Source organism: uncultured Mailhella sp. (genome assembly GCF_944324575.1).
Lineage (GTDB): Bacteria > Desulfobacterota > Desulfovibrionia > Desulfovibrionales > Desulfovibrionaceae > Mailhella.
Genome location: NZ_CALUWV010000174.1, coordinates 15,565 through 42,388 on the forward strand (window position 1 = coordinate 15,565; position 26,824 = coordinate 42,388).

Here is a 26,824-nt window from a genome sequence, read left to right on the forward strand (position 1 = left end):
TTGTTCTTGGGAAACACTCAAAGATTGCCTTGTTGGCCAAGGAAGAAGAGAGATTTAAGTTGAATCGCCCGAATATATGCGGTAGGAATATTGGAATTCATCGAAAAGATTAACATACGTCGGAGCAGAACATGCATCTTGTGTGCAAAGAATGTGGCAACAGGGAAACCATTCGTAAGCGCTATGTAATCATGTATTTTTTCACGGCTGTTGCCATGTGATGCCTGTATGCGTTCATGACAGACATGTTTAAATCCACAATGGCAGATGTATTCTTGGTAGTGGCGTTCATCGTGTGCATTGTTGCTGTTCCGTTTGGCGGAGAAATGGCTGTATGGCTTGGCAGAAAAAAGGCTTGCAGCAAATGCGGAAGTCATAATAGGATTCTTGAAAATTAAAAACGGCAGGCACTACATGTGTCTGCCGAAGTTAATGATCTTGTGGCTACTTTTTGTATTTCTTTTTGTTTTTCGCTTCTTGCCGTTTGTATGCGTTTCGCGCCATGTAGCGTCCGACAGCAGGAGCACCACCAAGGAGAGCACCTGCATACGCAAGGTATGTTGCGTATGTAGGAAGAAGATGTCCTGCTGCTCTTAACGCTGCTTTTGAGCCATTTATCTTTTCGATAGCTTTTAAGGCACGGAGACTGGCCTGACCTTCTTCTGCAAGCATAGCGGCTGTACCACCTATGGCGCCATAGCGGTTAATCTTAAGAGCCTTGTCCAATTCACTGTCAGGCTCTTGATCTCCTTTAAGCCTGGCCATTTCGTCACGGTATGCTTTAGTAGTTAGACCAATTCCACCGAGAGTGCCTAGCGCCCTGTTGTAGGGTAAGAATAAGCCAAGCTATTTTCCCATTTTAGAGCTAAGAGGGCTGGAAGCATGGCCTAATTCATGGGAAGCTATTGAGCGCTCCCGGGGAACATGAGCGGTTCGTGTGAATGGATTGTAGTTAGATGCACCAGACGGAGAAATACGTTTAGTTTTAACGTCTTTCGGTACTCTTAATTCTTTCCTAAGCTTGCGAATATCTCTAGGAAGCAGAGAAGAATCTACAGCATCAAGAGCCATTAGAAAAGGAATGCCTGATAGATCTTTAAGTGCAAATATAGGAAGGCCGTAATACACGTAATCTTTGGTTTTCTCAAGAGTTTCATTACCAATTTTTTGAGATCATAATAACCACTGTACGATGATGTTGTATGGTTACTAGGGTAAAACCATGTATTTCACTATGACATGATAGCATCCATCCTTGTCAAAGGATCCTGCTTCATTTATGACGAACATATCTCCGGGGTTCTGAACCACGCCGCCGGTTTTCAGTGATTTCGTCATAATGCGTTCCAACTCGATCCTGTCGTCTTCATTGGTAATACATCCGGTAAAATATCTTATTTCTGTACCATTGGGTATCCATGGCTCCTTACGATTCAGCTTCTTACCGACGTAGAGGTCATTGTCTTCACCAAGAGATGACTTTACGCTCAGAATTTCGCTTGTTTCCTTACCCATGACGCCTCCGTATGTCATTCATATGTTTATTAAGATTGCAATGAGAATACGAAGACATTTAAATTTAACAAGGCTGTCCACCGCCATGTTAAGGTTAGACAGCCCTGTGGTTTCATTGTCTGTTGTACAAGTTTTTTTCTAATATTTTGTAGAGTATCGAGAAGTCAATAGGTTTTGAAACATGATCATTCATACCTGCCTTTGTAGTTGCCACAAGGTCTTCAGAAAAGGCGTTGGCCGTAACGGTGATTATCGGAATTGTCTGTGCATCAGCCTTTTTCAGTGCACGAATTTGTCGTGATGCTTCACAGCCGTCCATTTCTGGCATTTGCATATCCATTAAAATAGCATCGTAATAGTAATCATCAGAGGATTTGAATTTTTCAAATGCTTCTCGACCATTCCACGCACGTTCAACAATAATTCCATTCAACGAGAGCATTTCATCAGCAATTTCCATATTAATTTCATTATCTTCAGCTAATAGAATTTTTTTACCTTCTAATGTAAAGGCATTTAGTTGGGTTGTTGTATTAGATTCGTCATTGCTTGTATTTTTTAAAGTGCCAGGTGAAAACGGTATAATAATTGTGAAAGTTGTTCCTTTTTCAAGTTCACTTTCTACATCAATTTGCCCATCTAATAATTCTACGATATTTTTAACTATGGGCATTCCTAAACCTGTCCCTGCAATCTGAGAAGAATATCGTTGATCACGGGCATATGGCTCGAATATTTTAGTTATAAATTCAGGAGAAATTCCTTTTCCAGTGTCAGATATCATAAATTTATATTTAAGTTGTTGACCATGTTGCTGAGCTATTTGAGTAACACTCACGGATATAGTATCACCTTTTGATGTAAATTTGAAGGCATTTGATAGTAAATTATTGAATATTTGAGTAATAGATATTTTATCAGCTATAATTATTTTATTTTCTCCATTAAAAGAGTATTTGAAAACTTTTTCAGTTTGTTCAGCTTGCAAAACAAATGGGGCAATAATTTCTTGAACACAGGAATCTAAATCAATAGGTGCAGTATTTGCATCCTTCTTTCCAGATTCTAATCTGGCGAAGTCAAGGGTATCATTGACAAGGTTTAGCATATGAGACCCAGAAAATTTGATCTTTTTCAGGTAACTGAGAATTTTGTTATTGTCGTTGGGTACTCTTTCTGCGAGGTTGACCAGGTTAATAATAGCATTTAGAGGTGTACGCATTTCATGGGACATGCTGCTGAAAAAGGCTTGCTTGGACTTTTGACTTTGTTTGGCTTTCTCCAATGCTGCTTCCAGCAGTTGACGTTCTTTTAATTCTTTTTGTTTTTCATGATCTATTCTTTTAAAACAGAGAACTGCTTCATTAGGAGAGAGAGATTCGTCAAACAGGACGCGTACACTCACCCAGTGATATTCATTGTCAAATTGACGCTGAAAGTCACCGCCAAAGTCTTTTATTCTATTAGCTACCAGGGAATGAATTTTTTGGAGAGAAAATGTCGATTTAAACTCATCTCGAAGATCTGGTTTTATAAGATCTAGCATTGCATCTAATAGACTATCATAAGATCCATTTTGTTGTTTTAATTTATTACGTACTGCATCAGATCCTTTTATCATCTCGTATGTGTTATTGATTAAATTTATGCGATAAATAGCATAAAAGCTGTTTCCAAGAACTCGTACCGCTTCATTAGTACGCTCGATTATATACCAGCTTTTTGCATTGCGCCACAAAAGAATACCTGTTATGAAAAATATTATGACAACTATTAATATGAACGAATATTCAAATAATTGTAAATTTTTTAAAATAGTATTGAATGGAATTGTAATTATGGAAGTCCATCCGTTAGGTAAAGAGTAGTAATATACACCGCGTTTTTGCTTATTAATATCTGTGATACTGGAATAGTAGCTTTCTAATTTGTTATCAAGAACTAGTTTAAAAAGACCATTTACATATATTTGAAGCTTATCTTTTGACCCAGAATACTCCGTCTGTGAATGAATAACATTTCCTCGTCTATCACAAAGAAAGAGTGAGCCTCCGGCAGGAAGTTTCAGATGCTCCTGTGTTTTAGAAATAGCCTCATTGGAAATATCAAAAGCAAGAATATCTCCATTGTCACATTTCTTTGCCAATGTAAACACAGGTTTTCTGGATATGGCGTCTTCATAGAGGTCTGTAAAGACAATTTTTCCCGGAAAGTTGTTAGCCAGCTTGTACCAGGGAGATGAAGAAAAGTCGTATGTGGAGTCTCCTTCCCAAGGATTAAGAGCGATAATTCCGTTGTGTGTAACTAGATAAGGATCTACTACTTTTGGAGGCAAAGTCCTTGATAACCTGTCAAAATAAATTAAAATGCGTTGTTTTTTATCTTCTTCTGTAGCATTTATACTATATAAATAATTAATTGTAGATGCTCCAAATTCTAAAAGAGTTTCGTAAGTCGTTAGGTCGTTTTGCTCTTCATTAGCATAGCTTTTAGCCAATGACTCTCCTAAGGACTGTGCGCTTTGTAGCAAAGTATCCTTTATTAGAATATAAGATGATGCAGATAACGAGATTAAAATTAGAAGTATTATAAGACCTGATTTAGATTTTTTAAATAAAATCTGTAATGCTGTTTTAGAAGAAAACATGATACCTCCTTTTAGAAAGTAGGGAAGCAGAAAACAGATCAAAAATATGGTGACAATGCTCTGATGACTTAGAATAAGATCAATGTCATTTTAACGTGCGTCGGTTCATGTAAAATTTTACCTTCTATTCAGAGTAGTAGAACTTTTTTGGGTTGTCTACAAAAATGTGAAAGTTGAGCTTTAATGTGCTTCAACGAGGAACAAAAAATATCCTCTTACCCAATCGGGAGAGAGGATATTTTTTGGTAAATTGGGTATAAAAGAAAATTTACTGTGCAGGCCCATTTTTAGGCATCTGCTCTCTTGCAGATTCCATCTGTTTGGACACCACTGCCCAATGATATAGCTCTGATTCTGCAGCTGGGCCAAAGCAGACTTACGCTGCTCATACGGCATGGACATGAGCTGTGTAACATACTGCTGAGCCAGCTGCATCATCTTCTGCTGATTATGCATAGGCATATCGCCGGAGGACATTGCCTCGGCGTCATCCAGAGCCTGTGCAGCGGTGTTCTGTTCACGACGCTTGATTTCGTCCTCAATTTCCTTCTGCTGTTCGCGATCGTCGAGAGCTTCTTGGGTAAGACGCTCACGCTCATTGTCGGGATCAAGGGCGAGAGCTTCCTGCACGGTGCTCTTGGAAACAGCCTGACCCATGGCCTGAAGGAGGAGCTGTTTGCTCATCACGTCGTCGGCAAGACGGAAAGGCATAAGCTTGGCGTGGCAATAGCTTCGTCCATACTGGGCGTTAATCATGTCGATAACCCAGTTTGCGAAGTCCTGCAGGCTTTCTGTGACAGGAGAAAGCTGATTTTCTAGTATGCGCAAACCTACTGCTGAAGCCTGAATGGTGGCGTCGCCCATGAGAATGTTCGGAGGAATGTCAAGGGCAAGTGCAATTTCATTCTTGGCATCCTTGATTTCGTCGATTGGTGAAAGTGCTCTTCCCTGCGAGCCTATGTTGGTCACACCTGTGGGGAAGGGGGCCGTCATGACATAGTTCGGGTCTATGCGCCAGCGCTCCAGTGCCTTGTTTACTTCTATTTTCCAGCGTTCCATGGATCCCATCACAGAAGGATCGCTGGTTCCGTTGCTCTGCGGGAACAAAATTCGCTGCGGGGTGATGTGTTCCATACCTATGGCTTCCGATGCCTTACGAAGCACGGAGACATACATGTATGTCTTCAGCGTTGGCATAAGCGGGGAAATTCCCCAGCCGCTGGCAAAGCCGGAGAGTGTCGTTGTTTTGCTGTGGAAGAAATTGTTGCCCATTACCACGTTTTTCCCAGCAAGCGCGGCCCGTACAAAAATTTCAGGGCTGTCTTCGAGCACAGTAAGGTCTCCGCGACGCACGGCTCGCACGTAAGATTGAGGAAGCGTGTAGTAGTACGTGGTAGAGCCAGTAATGGGGTTCTGCATAAGCTCAAGCTGCTTAGGATCACAGCGCACGATTCGTATTTTATTAAGGTCGTCGGAGGCTTCGTCCACTATTTTTGCAGGAGCACTCCATCCGCAGCTGCATTTAAGCTCGATAAACTTCTTTCTAATGCGAAATTTCGCGTTGGAAATAGCTATTCTATTATGGCATCGCGAGCATTCAAGAAATCTTTTGAACGGAAAGTACAGACTTCTGAATCCGTTGCCGTACACATATCTGTCTGTGCCTAAGTCAAGAAGGGCCGAGCGCAGGTGAAGTTGCTCTACAAGCTTCCTGGTCTCGTCTCGCACGGTTTTTGAGTCGTCGTTGAAGCTGAAATTGGTAACGGGATAATTTACCAGCTTACGAATGCCGTTAGATATCACTGGCATGCTGTGGTACACCAGTTCGCACCACCTGAACATGTCCTTCACGTTCTGAGGCAGCATCTCCGACAGGTAGTCGAACATGGGGTTGTTGTACAGACGCTGATATCTTCCGAGAGACATGACTGACTGCCCGGGCATGGGGCTTATGACAGGGGAATTAAGCATAAAGTGAACCTCCGCTCATAGTTTCTTAAAGATTGTAACCTTCGGGAATTCAAGAAAAGTCTTCTGCGCAGTTACAAGAATATGTTGAACACGTCTGAAGTTTTATCTGCGGGCGGACAATATCGGAAAAACGCAGGAGGTATTTCATGGTTCTCGAATACGACGAGCTGCACGGGCAGTTCTGGTTTGACAGCTCTGATCTTCAAAATTTTCGTGGTATCCCTCATGGCCTTACGGCGAAAGGCTACAGATACTACATAGACGACTGGTATCCGTACAATTCTCAGACGCTGAAGAATATCGGAGGAACAGTCGAAATTATGAGTAGCAGCGCCATGGCGCATGCCATGGAGATTGAAGAAAAGGAAAAAACCATCGGAGACAGGCGGCATATCAAAAAGTACCGTGAGTACTTTGCCATGGAGCCGTATCCCTATCAGGAAGAAGTCATCGAGCAGCTGGTATGCGGCGACCGATGGCTGTGCGCGCCATAGAACAGGGCATGGGTAAGACGTTCATGTCCTACATGGCCGTGCTTATTCATAAACTTGAAGGACTCCCGCACAAAACGCTTGTCGTATGCCCCAAGATTGTGCTTCCAAACTGGATTCGTGAGGTGCAGGAGAACACGAACCTGAACATTGCCGCGTTCTATGGAACTCCGGACAAGCGCATGGCCATCTTTAACGCGCTTCAGAACTCGGAATGGGACATGGTCGTAACGACATTCGATACCATCATCGTGCGCAATACTCTGCCTTCACAGGTTATTCTTGCACGGGCCTGGGAAAACACGCCTGATGACAGAAAAGCAGCGTACTCCGACATGTGGACTGCCAACGGTGTCATAACCAAGGAGCAGCGGGAAACGCTCTTTTCCTATAAAACAGGCAAGGCTACGAATATAGAAATAGGAAACATTCTGAGAAAGCTTCCAAACAGGTTTGCTCCTGAAGAGGAGATTGCGAAGGAACGCTCTGCACAAAACGCAGAAGCCATGCTGAAAAAGCTCGGATTCGACATCCTCATAGTCGACGAAGCAAGTCGATGCCTGTCCACAAGCAGTCAGCGGTCGAATGTCATAGAAAGGCTGGCGCATGAACAGAAGAAGGTGTTTCTCCTTTTCGGCACACTGTGCGTAGGTAGACCCACTGACATCCATGAGCCGTGCAATATTCTGTCGCGTAATATTCTTGGAATGTCCACGACGGAGTTCAACAACAACTATGTTGTATTTGAAAAAGGTAGGCATCATGTAATTGCAGGATACAAGAACATAGCGAACCTGAAGCTGATTACCGACCCGTACATGATCACGAAGACAAGGGAAGGAGAGAGGTTATCTCTTCCAGAAAGGTTGTTTGAGACACAGTATTGCGTCATGCCATCAGAGGTGATCGACCTCTATGACAGTATCGTCCTGAGGGATAAGGTCGTAACCCGAGGGAACACGCTGTATACGGCGTCTCTTCTGACAAAACTGAACAAGTGCCAGCAGGTGTGCGGTGGCTTCGTGTATGCAGACTTTGATCCTACAACATACTGTGGTGAATGTCCGAACATTGAAGAGTGTTTCGCACATGGCATTCAGCCAGGAAGCCGGGAGTGCGTTAATCCTGACGTTCCAAAAAAGTGCCCAGTAGTAGAATTCGATACATCCAAAGAGGAGGCGTTTCGTCACTTTGTGCAGGACAGAAAGGATCTCAAGGAAAAGTTCATCGTATGGGCATGGTATGCTCCAGAGATTGAACGCATAAAGAAAATTCTGGCAGAGATGCTGGTTGCGTTTGTCACTCCTGAAACTAAAGGATGCGTTGAACAGTTCAATTATGAGAAAACGAACATTCTCGCCTTTGTCGGACAAGAAAAGCAGGGCATAGGAATTACTCTGAACGCAGCAAAGTACACCGTATACTGGTCTTACGGCATGGACATGGAGGCCAGACTTCAGAGTATGGACAGAAACTACCGCATCGGACAGAAAGCATGCACGGTAGTTACTGACTTCGTTACCTGCGACACCATAGAAGAGCAGATAATCATGGCGCTGAAGCATAAGGAGGATGTAAAGACTTTCATGCAGAAGAACCTTTCCTGCGACCAGTGCGACAGAAGAAAGCATTGATGTTAGACATCGGATTCATTCCCCCAACGATATGGAAATGGTGTAGTTCTGAACTTACATTTTTTGAACTGCTGGGGTTCGCAGACACACTTGTCAACGCGCCAAAAATGCGCAACTCTCCCCAGAGATTTCTGCCAAGATACGCACTGGAAAGCAGGCGGAATTCACACGGAGTTCAACATTCCAGTGCACAGTGAGGAGGAGTTCTATGCTATCTTTCATTAAAAAAAGACACGGAGTTCTAACGACGGCTGCTCTAGCACTATGCCTTGGAGCTTCAGCCGCTGTCGCTGCCACGGATGATCCCATCAGATCCTTCGACTCCCACTACTACCCCTATCCGGCTCAGAGAAATGTCGTGTACGGGTCCAAGGGCATGGTCGCAACCTCCAACCCTCTTGCCGCTCAGGCCGGTCTTGAAGTGCTGAAAAAAGGCGGCAATGCCGTGGACGCGGCCATTGCCACGGCCGCGGCCCTGACGGTTGTCGAGCCCACCAGCAACGGCATAGGCAGCGACAACTTCTCCATTCTCTGGGTGAACGGCAAAATGTACGGCATCAACGGCAGCGGACGTTCCCCCAAGGCCATGAATCTCGATGTATTCAAGGGTGAAAAGAAGATTTCCAATCTCGGGTGGAAAGCCGTAACCGTCCCCGCCGCTCCGAAAACCTGGGCGGTACTGGCTAAAAAGTTCGGCAAACTCCCGCTGTCCGAATCTCTGGCTCCCGCGGTAAGCTATGCCCGCGACGGCTTTACCGTACAGCCCACGGTTGCTCAGTTCTGGAATCTGCGAGGCCCCATGTATATCGCGCAGAAGGATCCCCAGTTCCAGGGCTGGAAGGACACCTTCTCCAAAAACGGCAAGCTGCCCAAGGCCGGTGAACTCTGGAATCTGCCCGATCATGCCCGTACCCTTGAGCTTATCGGAAAAACCAATGCGGAAGCCTTTTACACCGGGGAAATAGCTAAGAAGATCGTAGAGTTCTCCAAGGCTACCGGCGGTTATATCACTGCTGAAGACCTCGCTGCCGTGGATCCCGAATGGGTGGAACCTCTCAGCGTCAACTACCACGGCTACGACGTATGGGAACTGCCCCCGAACGGTCAGGGAATTACTGCCCTCATGGCGTTGAATATTCTTAATGGTTACCACTTCGATCATCGTGGCCCCGAAACCTCCCATGTACAGATCGAAGCCATGAAGCTGGCGTTTGCCGACACGTTGAAGTATGTTGCCGACCCCCGGGTGAATAAAGTTCCCGTAAAGGAAATGCTCTCCACCGACTACGCCGCAAAGAGACGTGCCCTCATCACCGACAAGGCTCAGCAGCCTGTGGCCGGCGACTTCAGACAGAGCGGTACCGTGTACCTGTGCACCGCCGACGGCGAAGGCAACATGGTGTCCTTCATTCAGAGCAACTACGGCGGTTTCGGTTCCGGCGTGGTGGTGCCCGGCACCGGCATTTCTCTGAACAACCGCGGATGCAGCTTCTCTCTTGATCCCAAGCATCCCAATGCCGTGGCTCCTGAAAAGCGTCCCTACAACACCATCATCCCCGGCTTCGTCACCAAGGACGGCAAAGCGGTCGGTCCCTTCGGCGTCATGGGTGGATTCATGCAGCCTCAGGGGCATGTACAGGTTCTCATGAACTGCATCGACTTCGGCATGAACCCCCAGCAGGCTCTTGATGCTCCCCGCTGGCAGTGGACCAAAGACAAGAAGGTCGTGGTGGAAGGCAACTTCCCCGTGGAGGATCTCCGCAAGCTGGAACGCATGGGGCACGAAATCAGCTATGATACTCTGGCCGGTGACTTCGGTCGAGGCGAAATTATCTGGCGCATGGAAGACGGCACCCTCGCAGGCGGTACGGAATCTCGTACAGACGGATGTGTGGCTACTTGGTAATCATTTTTAGAATGCCACGAGTCTCATGTGGCCGTGTCTGAAACGGACATGTCCATATTCTAACGAACGCTTTTTTCTGATAGACACGCGGGAAAGGGGTGCCGGTGATCCGGTGCCCCTTACTTTTTATTAATCAAGGCCTGTTCTCCCCAGCTTGACAATAAATAAAGATAAGTTAGAATGTCGACATTCGATTGTGAAAGTTTTTATTATTAACCTTCCAACCAAAGGATAGGTCCATGGACGTAAAAGTCATCTCCACGACTGCGGCACCCGCCGCGATTGGCCCCTACTCTCAGGGAATTCTCACTGGAAATATGGCTTTCCTTTCCGGTCAGCTGGGAATTGACCCCTCCACCGGAAAGCTCGCCGAAGGCGGCGTGAAAGCCCAGGCCGAGCAGTCTCTGAAAAACATCAAGGCCCTTCTCGACTCCATTGAAGCAACACCCGCGAACATTGTGAAAACGACGATTTATCTTGTGGATATGGCCGACTTCGCCTCTGTGAACGAAATATACGCCAAGTTCTTCGATGGAACCTATCCCGCGCGTTCCTGTGTCGCCGTTCATCAGTTGCCTATGAACGGGCAGGTGGAAATCGAGGTAACGGCAACCTGCTAGAGCCTAAAGGAGCAAAGTCCGTCCGAACGTCATCTGCTTGTCCAAAAGATGACGGACAGGCATCGTCAAGGGTATTTTCCAAGGAGTCGGCCATGGCAAAGAAATGATGAGCAACCAGGTGATATAAGCGAAATGACGAAGTACCTCCCATAAACAACTTGCAACGGGTGACATATGAAAAAATTCAGTGATACGACATGGGTTATGATAGGTATGCTCGGCGGCCTGGCGGGCGGACTGCTGCTTGGACCTGTCATGGGAGAAATCAAATTTATCGGCGATATTTTCCTGCGCCTCATTCAGATGTCCATCTCCGTGCTGCTTGCCGGTGCGGTTATTGAGGCAGTGGGAGCCCTGAAATCTCAGGACCTCGGAGTCCTCGGCGGAAAAACGCTCCTGGCGTTCTTCATCACGACGATCATTGCCTCCATCAGCGGCCTGGTGATGGTGAACCTCCTTCAGCCCGGCGTCGGCATTCCCGCCATCACCGGAATGGAATACAAAGGCGGTTCCGAAGTCATGAGCTGGGGACAGGCCATCACCGAGTTCTTCCCCAAGAATATCGTGGACAGCATGGCCAAGGGTTCCACCGTGCAGATCATCGCCTTCTCCCTGGTCTGCGGCATCGCTCTCAGCCTGGCCAATAATACTCAGGAAGGCAGTCGTGCACTCGAGATGGTCCGCAGCGTCAACGCCATCATTCTCGGCATGATGCACCTCATTCTCAAAGTTGCTCCCATCGGCGTCTTCGCCCTGCTCGGCTGGGTTACCGGCGTCGTCGGCATTGCCGTCGTCATCCCGCTGCTCAAGTTCCTTTTGTCCCTGCTCATCGCCGCCATAGTCACCTACATGTGCATGCTGATAGGAGTATGCGCATATGCCCGAATTTCTCCCCTCACGTTTACCCGCAAGCTCTACCGCATGGGCATGATTGCCTTCAGCACGACTTCCAGTGCGGTGGCCCTTGCCGTGGAAATGGAAGACTGTGAAAAGCGCTATGGTGTGGATCCCCGAGTGACCCGTCTGGTTCTTCCCCTCGGCATGACGTTGAGCAGCGCCGGTCTCGCTCTGTACCTGGCTGTCGCCTGCGTCACCATGTTCCAGTTCTTCAATCTCGACGCGTCGTTCTCCACGCAGTTCCGTGTCGTGGTCATGTCCACTCTGGCCACCCTCGGTACGGCCAGCGTGCCCGGCGGTGCGCTTGTCTCCCTTGCCATAGTGTTCCCCACCGTGGGCATCCCGCTCGAAGGCATCGCCATACTGGCCGGTGTTGACCGCTTCTCCGACATGATTCGTACTCCCATGAACGTTTTCTGCGACGTAGTCGCCGCTGTGGCGGTCGCGTCCAGCTCTCATCTGCTGAACAAGGAAACATTCAAAAACGTAGCATAAGCTTTACGGCATTGAGGAAGACATTGTGATTCAGCGTGTTGCTCATCATGAACCGACACCATTGCCCATAGGCATCGTCGGCGGTCTCGGTCCGTATGCAGGGTATGACCTCCTCAGAAAAATATTCCGCTGGACGAAGGCAAGCACTGATCAGGAACATCTGCCGATCATGCTCCACTCCTTCCCGGGATGGATACCGGAACGTCCCGCCTATCTTCTGGGGCAGACGAAGGAGAATCCCGGCGAAGATATCGGGAGCATCATGGTGCAGCTTGCCCGGAACGGAGCAAAAGTCATCGGCATGCCCTGCAACACGGCACATAGTCCCCGCATTCTCAATGTGGCACTGGAACGCCTGCGCAGCGCTGCTGACGATGTGACCTTCGTATCCATCATCGAAAGCGCTGTACGACATGTGAAAACGCTGTGTCCGAACGGCGGCCGCATAGGCCTCATGGGCACGGTGGCCACATTGCAGACACGGCTGTACCAGGATGCTCTCGAGAAGGCCGGACTTGAGCCTGTGCTCCCCGATGACGATGAGTGCGCTCTCGTTCAGCGCGCCATCAGCGATCCGGAGTTCGGGGTTAAGGCCTTTTCCGATCCTGTTTCTCCGAAGGCCCGCCGGATTCTTCTCGACACCGCTCGCGGTCTTGTTGAAAAAAAGCGGGTATCGGTTATTCTCCTTGGCTGCACGGAAATTCCCGTTGCCGTCACGGAAACCTCCATTTTGGAAGTCCCGGTCGTGGACGCCACCAGCGTGCTCGCACGGGAACTGATCCGGACCAGTTGCCCGGAAAGACTGAAAAATAGCATGAACTGAGAGAGTAAAAGGAGTTTACCATGAATCTCGCAAAGTTCCCTCGTCGCGGTTATGTGAAGGAAGCCACCCCCATCGAATATCTTGCCAATTTCTCCAAGGCTCTTGGCGGCAAGGTGAACATCTACATGAAGCGTGACGACCTGCTCCCCGGCTGCGCCGGCGGCAACAAGACCCGTAAGCTGGACTTCTCCATTGCCGACGCTCTGGCTCAGGGTGCTGATACCATCATCACCTGCGGCGCCGTGCAGTCCAACCACTGCCGTCTGACTCTCGCCTGGGCCGTGCATGAAGGCCTGGACTGCCATCTGGTGCTCGAAGAGCGCGTGCCCGGCAGCTACAACCCCGAAGCTTCCGGCAACAACTTCCTCTATCATCTGCTCGGCGTGAAGAGCATCACCGTCGTGCCTGGCGGATCTCCCATGATGGAAGAAATGGAAAAGGTTGCTGAAAAGCTCCGCGCTGAAGGCAAGAAGCCCTACATCGTGCCTGGCGGCGCTTCCAACAAGATCGGCGCTCTCGGCTACGTTTCCTGCGCTCAGGAAATCATGCAGCAGATGTTCGAAATGGGCCTGAACTTCGACCACGTGGTCGTGCCCAGCGGCAGCGCCGGCACCCACGCCGGCATGATCGCCGGCTTCTACGGCAACAACATGGACATCCCCATGTCCGGCATCGACGTGAGCCGTCCCGGCGACGTGCAGCAGGGCATCGTGCACAAGCTGGCCCAGGAAACCCTGGATTACATCGGTGCAGGCGTGCAGCTTCCCAAGGAAAAGGTTGTCTGCTACGGCGACTACTATCAGCCCGGTTATTCCAGACCCAACCCCGGTATGGTCGAAGCCGTGAAGATGGTTGCCCAGACGGAAGCCATCCTGCTTGACCCTGTGTACAGCGGCAAGGCCATGGCCGGTCTCATTGACCTCGTCCGTAAGGGACATTTCGCCGAAGGTTCCAACGTGCTGTTCCTGCACACCGGCGGATCTCCGGCCTTGTATGCCTATCTGCCTACTTTCATGAAGTAGTCTGAACTATTTTGCAAAGCCCCCATATCCTACGATATGGGGGCTTTTTGTCGTCTATGGGAGCTTGCATTCAATATCAACAATAGCTAAAATATGCTCTTTGAAATCTTTGTCATCGAGCCTGCCATGAACAAAATTAGAGAGACTTATAGCCTTAAGATAGCGGAGTACATCCGTAATCTTGTCCGATCCGGTAAACTTCGTCCCGGAGATCCGGTTCTGGAAAGCTCCATTTGTAAAAAACTTCAGGTCAGTCGATCTCCTATACGGGAGGCGTTGCTGATTCTCGGACAACAGGGAATCATCAGCTATGAGCCTCAAAAGCATAAATATATACGTTCAATGAGTCCGAAGGAAATCTATGACAGTTACATCATAGCCGGAGTTCTTGAAGGAGTCGGCGTCGCCCAGTCCATACATCTGTGGACTCGAAAAGAAGACGAAAACTTTGAAAAGGCCGTTGAGAAGTTCAATGACAAGGCCGACTACGAATCCCACATCAATACTTTCGCGGAAGTGGATGAAAACTTCCACCTCACGCTGCTTTCTGCCTGCGACAATGAAAGACTCGTTGAAATTGCTCGTACATCATGTTCCTCACTTGCCAAATTTCTGTATTATCCCCTGTGGCAAAGACTCTTTTCCCCCAAGGAATTCTATGACAGGCACATGCTGGTCGCCGACGCGGTACGATCGAAAGAGCCCGGATTGATCGAGAGAACGCTTCGTGCCCACTACGAGGAAGTGGGAAAACGCTTATCTGAAAAAGTACGAGATAGCGTACGCTGAAGTCTTCCGTATATTAGATTCATGCTTTCCACAGTTCCGCATCATTGGAAAACAGTAGATGATTCAGCCCGGTGATATTCTAGCTGTTCATGTTTGTTTCCGACTAACGGCAAAAATAGCTGAAAACAAGGGCCTCATTCAGAGGCCTTTTTTATGGCCGACTTGCTTTCACGATCCGTTAAAGCTCCAGCAGTTTCACGGCTCTTTGCCGAACGGCTTTTTCCACGAACTCAAGCCTCCGGGGCGGCAGGTTGTATCTTGGATGCCTTTTCAGTTTGAAATTCAGCAGGCGTCTCAAACCTTGGCGGTGCCTTTCTTTCAGAAACCGCTCTGCCATGGCGAAAAAGTCGGCATAGTTCACAGGTGTCTGTGTATTGGCAAAGGCTAGGAACTCCTCCTCGCTCTTCATTTCGGCTGAAGATGCGAAGTTGAACAACGAATTGCCGTGGTCGAAGAGCGGTGCCGGACCTTTCAAGGTGTTGGTCTCAGAGTCCAGAAGAAAGCCAAAGTTACCAAAGTGCCGATCGGTATCGGCGATGACGGCATCGAAGACGAGCATGTCCTCCAAGGCGGCCATGTAGCTCGGGCCGAGCTTTTCATAGTAAGCTATGATCGCTTGAATGCCTCCGCTTTTCACGATGTTTCCGACGGGTACGAAACCTGTTCTCTTGTCGGTAAACAATTCGCACTTGGAGCAGACGCGCGATTTCCACTTGGTCAAAGTGTAAGGAATGGCGGTGACACCGAGAATCTGTGCAATCTGCCACGCATAAAACTCAGAATACGGCTCGTTGCCGGTATTCGATGCTCCTTCCGTGCCGCCCTTGTACAGGTAGATCTTGCCGGACTGCCGCCGCCAGCATTTCTGCAGCATTCCGTTCGTCGTGAACTCTGGGCTTGAGGCCACGGAGGTGCGCACTGAGCTTCCGTAGCCGGTAAAGGCTATGGAAGCAAGAATTTGACTGAATCGGTTCTCAAAGAGATTGCACTGGGCGAAGTTTTTTCCAAATCCTTCGGGCACAACCCAGTAGCTGTCGTTGAGTGAAAGAGCCTTGCTGATTTCGATGATGGACATCGTATCATTCGCAGAGAGGCCTGCCTTGGCCAGAAACGAATGGATGTACGCTCTGTTCTTCGGTATTTTTCTGTGTCTGAGCCAGCGTGCGAGGCCGTCGTCTGAGAGCTCCATGCCAAGGGGAGACAGCCGTGCCACGTCTTCGTCCATGCTTTTGATGCGGACTTCAGGAAGATCACCGGAGTCCGAGGCCGAGAACGTGATGAGGGGCTTGTCGAAAAGTTTCAGAATGAAGTCAGGCATGGAAAGAGTTTAAAGTTTTTGGCTGTGCCGGGCAAGAGACTATTTTAGGCTTTACTTGAAGTTCTATTAACCCGCTCAAAAAAGAGGATGCCAAATCGATATAATTGGAGGCCATTTCCGTGGCCCCCTTCCATACTTTCATCAAGCCCTTACGCTATCCACAACTCCGCGCCGTTGGAAAACAGCAGATGATTCAGCCCGGTGATATTCTTACTGTTCATGTTTAGGTTTCCCGTCATGGTTCCGCCGGACTTGGGAAGTGCGTTATTTGCCGTAGTTTTTACAGTGTTCAGCTCCGTCTTCGTAGCATATGTCGAAGTGATTACATTGCCGGAAGCATCCTGAGTGGCTTTTGTTGCGGTGCTGGCATTACCAGACAGGGCTCCCTTGACCCCCCCTGTAGAAACAAGCTGACCGGCCTCGTTGAACTGAAGAGATTCCGACACGGTATTCGTACTGGCTTCAACGTTCGCATCCGTGAGATACGAGATGGTCAGCGCATTTTTGTACCCGTTCAGGACAAAGACACCGTTGGTCGACTTGTATCGGATAAACGGAGCATACGCCCCGTCAGTCTTATCCGAATCCAGGAGGCTGCCACCGGCCTTTGCAGCAGCAACATAGGAGGTAGCAGTAACAGCGCCTACCAGACCTTTGGAATATATCTTGTCCGTGCTGGGATTGATTTTCACATCAGATGCGAAACGAGCGCCTTCAGTTTTCGTCGCCGTGTTGTTTGCCGTGGCCCCAAACAGGATGGGATACGTGGAATTCGTCGATGTGACGGTCTGGGTGACTTTGGTGTCGGTGTTCGTGTCGGTGTTGATGTCACCAACCAGCTCGTAGGAAGAGCCGTCATAAACAAACACATAGGTTCTGTTAGCCGCAAGATATCCGGCGGATATCGCCGCATTGCGGTACTGTATGGCCTTTGCCCCGGTGCCATTGATGTTCAGCGTGGGGTTGGCGGCGGTATTCGTCACTGTGAAACGCACAAAGGCCACAGCGCCGGTAACCAGCTTGAATCCGGTAATGGCAACGGTCTTTGCCGCAGTTCCGGCAGCCGTAGAGCAGGTGCCGTAGTGGGTAATGGCCGCACTTCCATTGAAGTCCACTCCATCAATCGTCCTTGCCGTGGCCAGTTTCGTAGCCGTACCCGAGTTACCAGAGACAGAGGTGGGCGCAGCAGGAATCTTTACTGTCCTGGTGGATGCAGCCGTCACTCTACCCTTGGAGTCAACCGTTACCTGCGGCACAGAGAAGGTAGCCCCGGCTGCAGGTGTAGCATTCGCTGAAGGACCGTAGGAACCGGCTGTTACACCGGAAGCTTCCAAAGTAGCCGCTATGCTTTTATTCGCTGAGCCGTCGAAAGTCGTGGAGCCCGTCACGTCGCCGGACAGGGAAATAGTTCGAGCCGTGGCTAGTTTCGTAGCCGTCCCTGCGTTGCCGGAAACCGTGGTTTGCGGGGGATGTACATGATCCTCGCGGGCATACTTATTGCAGTATATCTTCTGATAGCCTATTTCCCTACCTCTGAAGGGCTTACACCGACAGCGCAGAAAGCTATCGGCGTTATGGTCTCCGCCGTGCTTTCTTGGATTTTTGAAATTCTTCCATTCTCCGTCTCCGCTATACTGTTTACCGTGTTGCCTGCCATCTTCGGAATCATGCCTCTTGACAAGGTAATGGGGTATTTCGCGACATCAATCTTATTTTTCCTTTTTGCAATGTTTGTCACCAGCATTGCCTTCACAAATTCAAGTCTGAGTCACAGACTGGTCTGCTGGCTCAGCCTGAAATCTAAAGGCAATCCCAAGACACTCCTATTTCTGACAATGGCTGCATGCGGTCTTCTGTCCACAGTAATAGCGGATCTTCCAGTGGTGGCAATGATGCTTCCCGTCGCCCTTATGCTGCTCAAGGAAAACGAATGTCTTCCTGGGTGTAGTGCCTTTGGCAAGGCTCTCACTCTTGGTATCGCCATTGCATCGCTTATCGGCGGTATCGGTACTCCGGCTGGTGGTTCGCCGAATGTCATGGTGATTGGTCTTCTTGGAAGCACTGTGGGTAAACATATCAGCTTCTTTCAGTGGTGCGCCATCGGCATTCCAATGGTGCTAGTTCTGATACCACTGTCGTATTTCTTCCTGATCAAGGCTTTTCCACCGGAAATGGAAGTCCTCCATGGCCTTGATAAACTTGAACGCGAATACCGCGAACTCGGCTCTATGAGTCGCAAGGAAAAGAGCTTCCTTGGCATCTTGCTGATAAACTTGATTTTTTGGAGCACTGACAAGCTCCATGGCATTCCCTTGCCAGCGGTTTCCGTTATAGGTTGCGCTCTTTATAGTATTCCGTATTTCGGACTCATTGAGTGGAAGAATGATAAGAATAGCATCGGGTGGGATGTTATCATGGTCACTGGCTGTGCAAATGCTCTGGGTATGGTCATTTGGGAACTTGGCGGAGCCAAATGGCTTGCGAATTCCTGCCTCGGAGGCTTCGTGTCATGGCCTATTCCTGTAGTCATCATTGCCATTTGTGTATTCACGATATTCATCCATCTACTGATTCCAAGCGGCCCAGGTATCATTGCTGTACTGTTACCCGTGCTGGCATCTTTAGCAGGAAGCATGAATATCGATCCCACACTCCTGATCATCTCTATGGGGTTCAGCACTGCAGCAGCCGTTCTTCTGCCACTGGATCCCATCGTGCTTTTAACATATCAGGCAGGATACTATCGGATGGTAGAGATGCTAAAGCCCGGTATATTCATAGCAATTTGCTGGGTTGGAGCCGTATGCGGGCTGATTTTGCTCTTAGGTGACGCTGTTGAACTCATCTGATATATGATAGTGTCTCTTGACTAGCTGAGAGGATTGTCTCTGAGCCTAGGGGCTGTCTCTAAATTTATATGAAAAAGAGGATCGACTTTTCACAGCCGATCCTCTTCTCAGTGAACGTAAATATATTTTTATATTTACTTCAGAAAAGGATACTTTCCCTCCAGAAGTTCCTCCTGATACGCACTCATCTCATCAGTCCAAACTCCCTTTTCCTTAAAGAAACGAATTGCACCTGGATGATAGGGAATCGTCGTATTGGGAAGCACAAACTGATCTTTGCCCCACCCCTTGCACGACACATGAATATTCCATGTATCTTCATAGTGCTCCCACCAGGACTTCACAAGAGCGTATGCAACGTCATCGGACATGTGCGTAGAAGCCGTAACCGCCATCGGATATGAAATAAGCCATGTATCTTTTTCCACACCAGGGGCTCGTCCCGTATAGAGTTTGACCTCGCTGCCGGGAAACACGCTGTGCAGTCGATTAAGGCTTGCTTCGTCATGAGGCACATCAAGAAAATGAACAGGAGTGCGGGAATTCACTTCGGAGACCAGTGCATTACCGACCGTCTGCATGGCAAGTTCAACACGCCCTTCAGACATAGCCGTCGTTCCAGCGTTGGCAGTCGGCACAGGAACCATGGTGAAATCCTTAGTCTCGCTCAGATTTTCCAGAGCAAGTGCTCCTACGAGTCCGGCATATCCTCCAGGATGCGCCGTAAAGCCGCCCGCAAGTCGCGCACCTTTTGCATCAGTCAAACTTTTCCACGGCTTATCCTTCGGAGCCAGCACACCGACCCACATACGAGGGCCTGCCACCAAAAGACGAAGGTTACGTGACTCATCGTAAAAGGGGACTTCACCGTAGGGGGAATCGGGAATCGGATACGGGGCAAGCTTGCCACTGAATGCCCACCATACATCAAGAACATGGGCAAAGCCGATTTCAGGAGAGCCCTTGTCGTTGGTCGTCTTTATCCAGAAGCTGGCGCTGCTGGCCGGACGGGTAACAACAAGCATACCGCTGTATTCCGTTGCTACTTTCGCCAGAGCGTTTGCCATAGCATTATTGCTAGTACCAATGGCAAGAGATGCCATGGTGAGGCGTTTGGGAAGCTTGTTCTCTGCGGCAAGGCCAGACGAGGCCAGAACCAGACCGCTCATAAGAGCTGCAATACATGCTGCTTTCCAGGATGCTCTCATCATAAAAAACCTCCATAGACAGATGCTTGGTTCATAAAAGCCGACTTCTGTACGCCGCCTTACTACAGACAGCGTCAGAATTCGCGGTACAGCTTATAGCTATTATGAAAAAGGGCTGCTATTCGAAAAATATGAGGACGTCCTTTTCCACTATAGTCTAAGGATTGCACACAAAGATATGGCTCAACAATTTCTCCTTCCCATAGAGAGGCAACATCATCATTCGGAAAACCGACACTACTCATCTCCTTCACTCTGGTGGTGGTAATGCCGTACCTCTCGCGAAAAATACGATGCAAAGAGTGAGATTCGAACTCCTGAAGATCCAGATTCTCAAGCTTTGGGCAAATAATCGATGAAATATAGCAAATATGCCGTGAATATATGATATTGTTCATTTCTACCCGTCGGCGGAGTTCATAGACAGGAGCCGGATCTGTACCGAAGTAGGGACGCCCAGGAAAAAGAGTATTAAAGTCTTCATGAAATATGATGGCCTCAAAACGCGTATCCACACTCAGTTCCTGATCATCGGGCATAAATCCTGTTCTGCGGCAATAAAAACGACCGGTCTGAGGACTGGATCCGGTATTCGTAACAAACGTTCCCTTTCCCTGAACCCGGGCAACAAAGCCCTGTGCCGCCAGATTGGAAATACTTTTTATGACAGTACCTATACTTACACCATACGCATTGGCCAACACCTTGTCACTGGGAAGCCTTTCTCCCAGTGTCAAAATGCCTTCCTCTATCTGCGTTTGAATGGCCATCTGAATCTGCAGATATTCGGGAATGCCTTCGGTAAGTTTCAGAGACTCTAGCATGACTCTTCTCCACGGATAAACAGTTAATTAGTTAATTATATAATTAACTACACAAGGTCAAGAGGCAACTTGTATCTCCTTAAAATTAATTTTTTATGTTATCATAGCTTACCCAAAAGAAAATATGGTAAAATAAATAAATAAAAACAATTAATTAAAAAAATATTTCTTAAAAACACTCCAGGAAAGAAGAAAAGTATTCCATGGAGCTTGACAGAAACCTTTCAATTTTATAATCAACTAGTTAATTAGTTAACTAAGTAATACTCAAGTGAGGAACCCATGAGTACAGAAAACGAAACCGCTGAAGGCGGTCGCAGACATCTTTCCGGCTGGTCCGCAAAGATTTCGCGTCTGGTGCTGGGAGCCATCCCTGTCATTGGTGCTTTCTTTATCATGGACACGCCGTCGTATCTGGGCATGGCCATTCTGCGTGAGCAGTACTACGGTTTGTTCTTTGCGCTTATCTTCATGTCTCTGTTCTGGCTTTTTCCAGCCTCATCGAAATCTCCGCAGAATCATATTCCCTGGTACGATCACATTCTTGCCCTGTCTTCGCTAGTGAGCGGCCTTTACATAGCCTTCTACTATCCAGATATTCTCCGCACGCTCGGCAACATGAGTTCAGAACGCATTTTCATGGGAGCCATGACCGTTCTGCTGGTTCTTGAGGGCATACGCCGCACAGGCGGACCACTGCTCTTTTGTGTCGGAATATTTTTCCTTCTCTATGCCAGGTTCACAGACTACGCGCCAGGGCTGTTCAACGCCCCTGCTACGCCCTGGCCGGACCTGGTTACCTTCCTGTACCTGGATGCCAACGCGCTTTTCGGCACGACTCTGGGTGTTGCGGCCGTAGTCGTCATGTCGTTCATCCTCTTCGGGAACATCCTGTTTGCCATTGGCGGCGGCGCTTTTCTGAGTGATCTGGCCATGGCAGCATTCGGGCGTTATCGTGGGGGGCCAGCCAAAATGGCCATTCTGGCATCCTGCTTCTTCGGCATGCTTACAGGAAGCGCTGCGGCTAACGTTGCCAGTACTGGCGTATTCACCATCCCGCTTATGAAAAGAGTCGGTTACCCGGCACATATCGCCGGTGCCGTAGAAGCCGTTGCCTCCACTGGCGGAGCTCTCACGCCTCCCATCATGGGTGCGGCAGCCTTCGTCATCGCAGAGTTTACCGGACTGCCCTATGCCACAGTAGCCATAGCCTCTATTATTCCGGCCATTCTCTATTACCTTGGTGTGTTCATTCAGGTAGATCTGGAAGCAGGTAAGGCCGGAATGAAGGGCCTGCCAAAGGAAGAATTGCCAAAACTGCGTCAGACTATGAACAGGGCCTACCTGTTTCTGATCCCTCTTTGCGCCATGATATTCGCCCTGTTTATACTGAACATGGCCCCCGACAAATCCGCCTTTATAGGAATAGCGGCAGCCCTTGTCGCCGCGCTGTTCAACAAAGAAACCCGAAGTAGTGCCGGTTGGATAATCAACTCGCTGGAAGATACCGGTCGATCCATGATTGCCATGACTGCAATTGTTTGCATGGCGGGCTTCGTCATCGGTGTCATCAATCTTTGCGGACTCGGCTTTGTGCTCCCCATGTTTCTTTCCGACGTGGCGGGTGACAATCTGTTCCTTGTATTGTGCATTGTAGCTGGGGCCAGCATTATCCTCGGTATGGGAATGCCCACGGTAGCCGTCTATATTCTGCTAGGAGTACTTATGGCTCCGTCCCTGGTCTCTCTTGGAGTACCGCTACTTGCCGCCCATCTTTTCATTCAATACTTCGGCACGGTTTCTCAGTTTACCCCCCCCATCTGCGTGGCATCCTATGCTGCTGCGGCAATAGCCAAGGCTCCACCTCTCACTACCGCCATGTCCGCCATGCGTATCGGCATTCTGGCCTATCCTACTCCTTTCCTCTTCGTATATTCCCAAGCCTTCTTCCTGGAAGGGCCGGCGCTGGAGATCATCTGGGCTTTTCTTTCCGCAGCCTTAGGATGTCTAATGCTCGGCTGTGCTCTCGTAGGTTACTTCGTTCGACCGGTTCCCGTCTGGAAGCGTATTCTGTCCGTACCTGCAGCCCTACTGCTTCTTACTGCAACGGACTTCTCCAACCCTGTCTCCGGTCTGATTCAAGACGGAAGCGGCCTTGTGCTCGCGCTGTTTATCCTCATCAGTGAATATATGGCAAAGTCCAGAACCCAGCACCTTTAATAAACTTTCCCGAACCGAAAGCTGTACCGCCTGCCATATAAAACATGACAGGTGAATAACACTCTAGTCTCCTCAAGGAGGATCACATGCCGTCAAGCATACATCTCACCGGCGTCACCCTCTATAAACCCGAAAAATGCTGGGGAGGCTATACCCTGCTTCCTGCCTCTTCCTTCAGCACCGCCAAGGGCGCCCGACTTATCGACATGAACGGCCATGTTGTTCATACCTGGCCGGGAGTATTCGGTTGCTATGACAACAAGCTCCTTCCCGGAGGACATATTCTGGGAACATCCGGACCTAACCGAGGACACAGACATGATATGTACGATATCATCATGCATGACTGGGAAAACCATCGCGAACAATGTATCGACAGTCTGGAGGAGCTTGACGTTGAGGGCAAGCGCATACACACGGCACGAGCGCACCATGACTTTCAGAGAGAAGGAAATCCCGTAGGATATTATGCTCCCGGACAGGCCCCCCTGCTGCACGGCGGCATGCTTATTAACTCAACCAGAAACGTACATCGTCCCGATCTGAGTCCGGTACCGCTGGCAGACTCCCGGCTTGTTGAAGTAGATGCCGAAGGAAACGAAGTCTGGGCCTGGCAGCTTACCGATCACTGGGAAGAACTCGGCATTTCGGAAACGGCACGCAATGCCTTTTATCGACTTCCGGGGTATATGCCATCCATGGGATATGCCAAGGACGTCTATCTGAACAACTGTGCCCGACTGGGACCCAATAAATGGTATGATACCGGCGATACCCGCTTCCATCCCGACAACATCATTACCGACAGCAGAATGCTGAACAATTCCTTTATCATCGAACGTGCAACCGGAAAAATTGTATGGCGTATAGGTCCGGATTATAATACACCCGAACTACGCCATCTGCGCACCATCATAGGACAGCATCATGTCCACATGATTCCTCGAGGTTTGCCGGGAGAAGGTAACATTCTCATCTTCGATAATGGCGGTATGGCAGGATTCGGCGATTCATCTCCCTCGTCATTCTCGGGAGCATACTCGGCCTGCCGTCACTTTTCCCGAGTTCTGGAAATCAACCCCATCACCTTGGAAATCGTCTGGAGTTACAACGACCTGCGAGACTATCAGGCTGCAACACGTACTCAGTTCTTCAGCTGCATATGTTCCGGCATGCAGCGCCTGCCCAACGGTAATACGCTTATCTGCGAAGCTACCAGCGGAAGACTTTTTGAAGTTACGAGAGAAGGTGAAATAGTATGGGAGTACGTGGATCCAGCAGGATTTCTTTTCAGAGCTCACCGCTATCCCTATGAATGGGCTCCGCAGGGATGTCTACCAGAGCCTTCGGAAAAAGCCGTAACGCCCATGCCAAATGCGCTGCTTACGCTGGAAGGATGCCAGCCTGCCAGCGATGTGGATCTGGACTTCTACACCGCTCCCGGAAAAATGGAAACAGGTCCCACAACTCCGGCTCAGGCATAGCCTAGTATAATCGTTAGGATATACGTTCCCGGGGAGATCATTCCGAACTCTCCGGGAACTGCATTACTCGCATCGGAACGTATTTTCTCCCATGGAGTTGAGAACAGAAAGCCGTAACCAACTTCCCAAAATATAATTTAATTGAAGGAACAGCCATGTGTCACCGCCCTTCCTTATATGGATCCTATTCCTTTCACAGGACTATGATCTTCTGTTTTCTGACGCTCGCCTACGCGCTGGCCTTTCTGCATCGCATGAGCCCTGCCGTAGTTGCAACGGAAATTATGCGAGACTTTCAATCCTCATCGGCAATCATGGGCCTGCTTGCTTCGGCATACTTCTATCCTTATGCCTTTATGCAGGCGCCATGCGGAATACTTACCGACAAGCTGGGAACACGAAAACTTGTAACCATTGCCCTTGTTATGGCAGCACTGAGCTGTGCTGTATTCTCCATGTCTGAAAGCGTAACGGGAGCTTTTCTCAGCAGAATGAGCGTAGGGTTCGGACTTGCTCTTGTTCTGGTGCCTGCAAACAAGGCCCTGGCTCGATGGTTTACCCCAAAAGACTTCATTCTGGCAGCATCTACACTACTTGCCATAGCCACTGGGGCAGGTGTTCTGTTGGCAGGAACGCCTCTAGCTCTGCTCTGTTCTGCTGTCGGCTGGCGAAACAGCTTTACCGGTATAGCCGGACTTACTCTGCTGGCCGGAGTTGGAGTATGGCTGTTTGTGCGTGATACTCCTCAGGACCTGGGTTTCTCTCAGCAGCAAAAAGACAATACGGAAAAAAACGAAAACACACTGCATCCGACGGGCCATATAAAAACCATAAGTCTGATACTCTCAAAAAGAAACTTCTGGTCCGTTGCTTTCACTTTCATGCTCACCACACCGATTTTTTTCAGCTTTGCCGGTCTGTGGGCGGGCGTATACCTTACTGAAGTTGGTGGATTAAGCCATACTACTATGGGAACGGTTATCAGTGCCAGCGGGCTTCTCAGCGCTGCAGCCCCCATCTGCTTTGCATCCATCGCACGCAAGGTAGCTTCACGAAAAAGTATGGTTGTTGCCATAGCTGCAATAACACTGCTCACCCTGATCTGGGCAATATTACGCAACGGAAGCTGGTCAGGACTGGAAATATCTCTCTGGTTCGGAATATTCTCCTTTGTCTGTACAGCACCTCCAGGACTATACTTTACCACCGTCAAGGAACTTTATCCTCTTGCCATTTCTGGAACTGCCACGGGTCTTCTGTATGCCATGCCGATGCTGCTTTCGGCATTATATCAGCCTCTGGTCGGCTGGCTGCTAGACACAGGACAGGAGGGGCTTCTTCCTACAGCCGAGACCTTTCAACCTGTTTTCCTGTTTTTCTGCCTATCTGCAGCAGCAGCGCTGCTAGCCGCCCTATCTATGAACGAGAAACAGGCTCTCTGAGACTCCAGTCCATCATCTGTAATCTTCCGGCTTCTCTCGGATCCTAAGCACTCAGCACGCCCTGCTCAACCTGATTCAAAGGGGGGCTTCAGACATCTGAGGGAGCGGAAGCGACCGAAACAGAACCCCCCCCACTTATCGGGTGGAAATAAATAAGGTGATGCAGAATAAGACAGCAATATCAGCAGAATACCAGGTGGTTAGCTTCTTGTGCGATGTTCGCAATTTTGCTCGCCTTAATGCTAACAGCCCATGCAGGAATAGTAACTCCGCAGTTTGCTTAAAATCTCTTTCCCCCCTTGAGGGAACATTCTCTCAAGACCGATAAAATCTGTTACGCTGTTACGAAATGTTACGAGATGAAAAATTGTTTTCGTAACTCTCTCTCCTGCTGACGGCCGGGGCTTCACCTTCATTTGTTACGATGTTACGAATTTTTTGAGCATAGGATCACCTCTGGGAGCATTTGTTATTCAAAAAAAGAGGGATGAGAAATCCAGTCTCCTCACCCCTCTTTTTCTGAAAAGCTACACTTTCAGTTCACCCCAGCATTTGCTTGCCGAAACCTCAATAAGGTTCTTCACCGGGGCATTAGGCTCAGGACTCATTAGTTGCCAAAAGGGTAAGAAGTTCTTATTGTCGGCATAGGGAGGATGCCATGAAAGAACT

21 protein-coding genes are annotated in these 26,824 nt (G+C 48.9%); 12 read left to right on the plus strand and 9 right to left on the minus strand.

Annotated elements, in window-relative coordinates:
- Nucleotides 1–17: 17 nt before the first annotated feature.
- The 5 genes from Q0J81_RS11890 to Q0J81_RS11910 form a co-directional block, all read right to left on the minus strand.
- Complete coding sequence (locus Q0J81_RS11890; RefSeq protein ID WP_294448133.1) at nt 18–377, minus strand: hypothetical protein; 360 nt, start codon at nt 375–377, stop codon at nt 18–20.
- 67 nt (nt 378–444) lie between these two features.
- Complete coding sequence (locus tag Q0J81_RS11895; protein WP_294448134.1) at nt 445–765, minus strand: hypothetical protein; 321 nt, start codon at nt 763–765, stop codon at nt 445–447.
- A gap of 444 nt (nt 766–1,209) precedes the next feature.
- A complete protein-coding gene (locus Q0J81_RS11900; protein ID WP_294448135.1) occupies nt 1,210–1,515 on the minus strand; it encodes a hypothetical protein in 306 nt (101 codons plus the stop codon).
- Nucleotides 1,516–1,627: 112 nt separating this feature from the next.
- The gene (locus Q0J81_RS11905) at nt 1,628–4,162 is read right to left on the minus strand and encodes a hybrid sensor histidine kinase/response regulator (RefSeq protein ID WP_294448136.1); all 2,535 of its coding nucleotides are present in this window, start codon (nt 4,160–4,162) and stop codon (nt 1,628–1,630) included.
- Nucleotides 4,163–4,342: 180 nt separating this feature from the next.
- Nucleotides 4,343–6,049, minus strand: coding sequence for a hypothetical protein (locus Q0J81_RS11910; protein WP_294448137.1), 1,707 nt, complete (start codon nt 6,047–6,049; stop codon nt 4,343–4,345).
- A 230-nt stretch (nt 6,050–6,279) separates the two neighbouring features.
- On the opposite strand from Q0J81_RS11910, the gene Q0J81_RS11915 reads away from it, so the two are divergent.
- From Q0J81_RS11915 to Q0J81_RS11950, 8 genes are all read left to right on the plus strand, one after another.
- Nucleotides 6,280–6,627 (plus strand): hypothetical protein, encoded by a 348-nt coding sequence (locus tag Q0J81_RS11915; protein ID WP_294448139.1) that lies wholly within the window; start codon nt 6,280–6,282, stop codon nt 6,625–6,627.
- 8 nt (nt 6,628–6,635) lie between these two features.
- Nucleotides 6,636–8,258: a DEAD/DEAH box helicase gene (locus tag Q0J81_RS11920; protein WP_294448140.1), complete on the plus strand. Its 1,623-nt coding sequence runs from the start codon at nt 6,636–6,638 to the stop codon at nt 8,256–8,258.
- 208 nt (nt 8,259–8,466) lie between these two features.
- On the plus strand, nt 8,467–10,164 hold the full coding sequence (gene ggt, locus Q0J81_RS11925; RefSeq protein ID WP_294448141.1) for a gamma-glutamyltransferase: 1,698 nt from the start codon (nt 8,467–8,469) through the stop codon (nt 10,162–10,164).
- 239 nt (nt 10,165–10,403) lie between these two features.
- Nucleotides 10,404–10,784, plus strand: coding sequence for a RidA family protein (locus tag Q0J81_RS11930; RefSeq protein ID WP_294448143.1), 381 nt, complete (start codon nt 10,404–10,406; stop codon nt 10,782–10,784).
- A 174-nt stretch (nt 10,785–10,958) separates the two neighbouring features.
- Nucleotides 10,959–12,176, plus strand: coding sequence for a dicarboxylate/amino acid:cation symporter (locus Q0J81_RS11935; protein WP_294448144.1), 1,218 nt, complete (start codon nt 10,959–10,961; stop codon nt 12,174–12,176).
- Nucleotides 12,177–12,201: 25 nt separating this feature from the next.
- A complete protein-coding gene (locus tag Q0J81_RS11940; RefSeq protein WP_294448145.1) occupies nt 12,202–12,999 on the plus strand; it encodes an amino acid racemase in 798 nt (265 codons plus the stop codon).
- 20 nt (nt 13,000–13,019) lie between these two features.
- A complete protein-coding gene (locus tag Q0J81_RS11945; protein WP_294448146.1) occupies nt 13,020–14,021 on the plus strand; it encodes a D-cysteine desulfhydrase in 1,002 nt (333 codons plus the stop codon).
- 126 nt (nt 14,022–14,147) lie between these two features.
- Nucleotides 14,148–14,810, plus strand: coding sequence for a GntR family transcriptional regulator (locus tag Q0J81_RS11950; RefSeq protein ID WP_294448147.1), 663 nt, complete (start codon nt 14,148–14,150; stop codon nt 14,808–14,810).
- A 178-nt stretch (nt 14,811–14,988) separates the two neighbouring features.
- Here the strand turns inward: Q0J81_RS11950 and Q0J81_RS11955 are convergent, their stop codons facing one another.
- Together Q0J81_RS11955 and Q0J81_RS11960 are read right to left on the minus strand one after the other, a co-directional pair.
- On the minus strand, nt 14,989–16,128 hold the full coding sequence (locus Q0J81_RS11955; protein ID WP_294448148.1) for an XRE family transcriptional regulator: 1,140 nt from the start codon (nt 16,126–16,128) through the stop codon (nt 14,989–14,991).
- Nucleotides 16,129–16,277: 149 nt separating this feature from the next.
- Entirely contained in the window at nt 16,278–17,243 is a 966-nt protein-coding gene (locus Q0J81_RS11960; protein ID WP_294448149.1) for a hypothetical protein, read from the minus strand.
- A 360-nt stretch (nt 17,244–17,603) separates the two neighbouring features.
- On the opposite strand from Q0J81_RS11960, the gene Q0J81_RS11965 reads away from it, so the two are divergent.
- Nucleotides 17,604–18,977 carry an SLC13 family permease gene (locus tag Q0J81_RS11965; RefSeq protein ID WP_294448150.1) on the plus strand — a complete coding sequence of 458 codons (1,374 nt, stop codon included), beginning with the start codon at nt 17,604–17,606 and terminating at the stop codon, nt 18,975–18,977.
- 134 nt (nt 18,978–19,111) lie between these two features.
- Here Q0J81_RS11965 and Q0J81_RS11970 read toward each other — a convergent pair whose 3' ends face one another.
- Both Q0J81_RS11970 and Q0J81_RS11975 read right to left on the minus strand, forming a co-directional pair.
- Nucleotides 19,112–20,188, minus strand: a complete 1,077-nt coding sequence (locus Q0J81_RS11970) for a TAXI family TRAP transporter solute-binding subunit (protein ID WP_294448151.1) — start codon at nt 20,186–20,188, stop codon at nt 19,112–19,114.
- Between the two features lie 71 nt (nt 20,189–20,259).
- Entirely contained in the window at nt 20,260–21,009 is a 750-nt protein-coding gene (locus Q0J81_RS11975; RefSeq protein WP_294448152.1) for a GntR family transcriptional regulator, read from the minus strand.
- Between the two features lie 282 nt (nt 21,010–21,291).
- On the opposite strand from Q0J81_RS11975, the gene Q0J81_RS11980 reads away from it, so the two are divergent.
- From Q0J81_RS11980 to Q0J81_RS11990, 3 genes are all read left to right on the plus strand, one after another.
- Complete coding sequence (locus tag Q0J81_RS11980) at nt 21,292–23,229, plus strand: TRAP transporter fused permease subunit (protein WP_294448153.1); 1,938 nt, start codon at nt 21,292–21,294, stop codon at nt 23,227–23,229.
- 86 nt (nt 23,230–23,315) lie between these two features.
- Complete coding sequence (locus Q0J81_RS11985; RefSeq protein WP_294448154.1) at nt 23,316–24,713, plus strand: aryl-sulfate sulfotransferase; 1,398 nt, start codon at nt 23,316–23,318, stop codon at nt 24,711–24,713.
- Nucleotides 24,714–24,916: 203 nt separating this feature from the next.
- The gene (locus Q0J81_RS11990; protein ID WP_294448155.1) at nt 24,917–26,155 is read left to right on the plus strand and encodes an MFS transporter; all 1,239 of its coding nucleotides are present in this window, start codon (nt 24,917–24,919) and stop codon (nt 26,153–26,155) included.
- Nucleotides 26,156–26,824 lie beyond the last annotated feature (669 nt).